The organism is Tritonibacter sp. SIMBA_163, from assembly GCF_046535935.1.
GTDB classification, from domain to species: domain Bacteria; phylum Pseudomonadota; class Alphaproteobacteria; order Rhodobacterales; family Rhodobacteraceae; genus Epibacterium; species Epibacterium scottomollicae.
The window spans coordinates 1-236 of record NZ_JAWJBP010001307.1 but is presented as its reverse complement, the minus strand read 5'-3'; the positions used below and the strand labels follow the sequence as shown (position 1 = coordinate 236).

Annotated in this window: 1 protein-coding gene; it reads left to right on the top strand. The window is 66.9% G+C overall.

Features of this window, described 5'->3' with window-relative positions; all coding sequences use genetic code 11:
- Positions 1–13 precede the first annotated feature (13 nt).
- Positions 14–236: hypothetical protein (locus R0J92_RS26530; protein WP_411053881.1), on the top strand; the 223-nt coding region annotated here is incomplete at its 3' end.

Here is a 236-nt window from a genome sequence, read left to right as displayed (position 1 = left end):
GACCAAGTCACGCATGCCGACCAACTTCGCCCTTCAGCACACAGCGGCGCACCGCGCTTCCGACCGCTCCGATCCCTGGGGCGATCTCCGCCGCTACGAGCAGGCGAAGGCCGACGGGACGGCGCCCGAGGCGTCGTTCGACGACCTGCTCGACGTGATCAACCCGCTGCAACACATCCCCGTGGTCTCGACAATTTATCGGGAGATCACGGGCGACACGATCCAAGGCGCGGCCC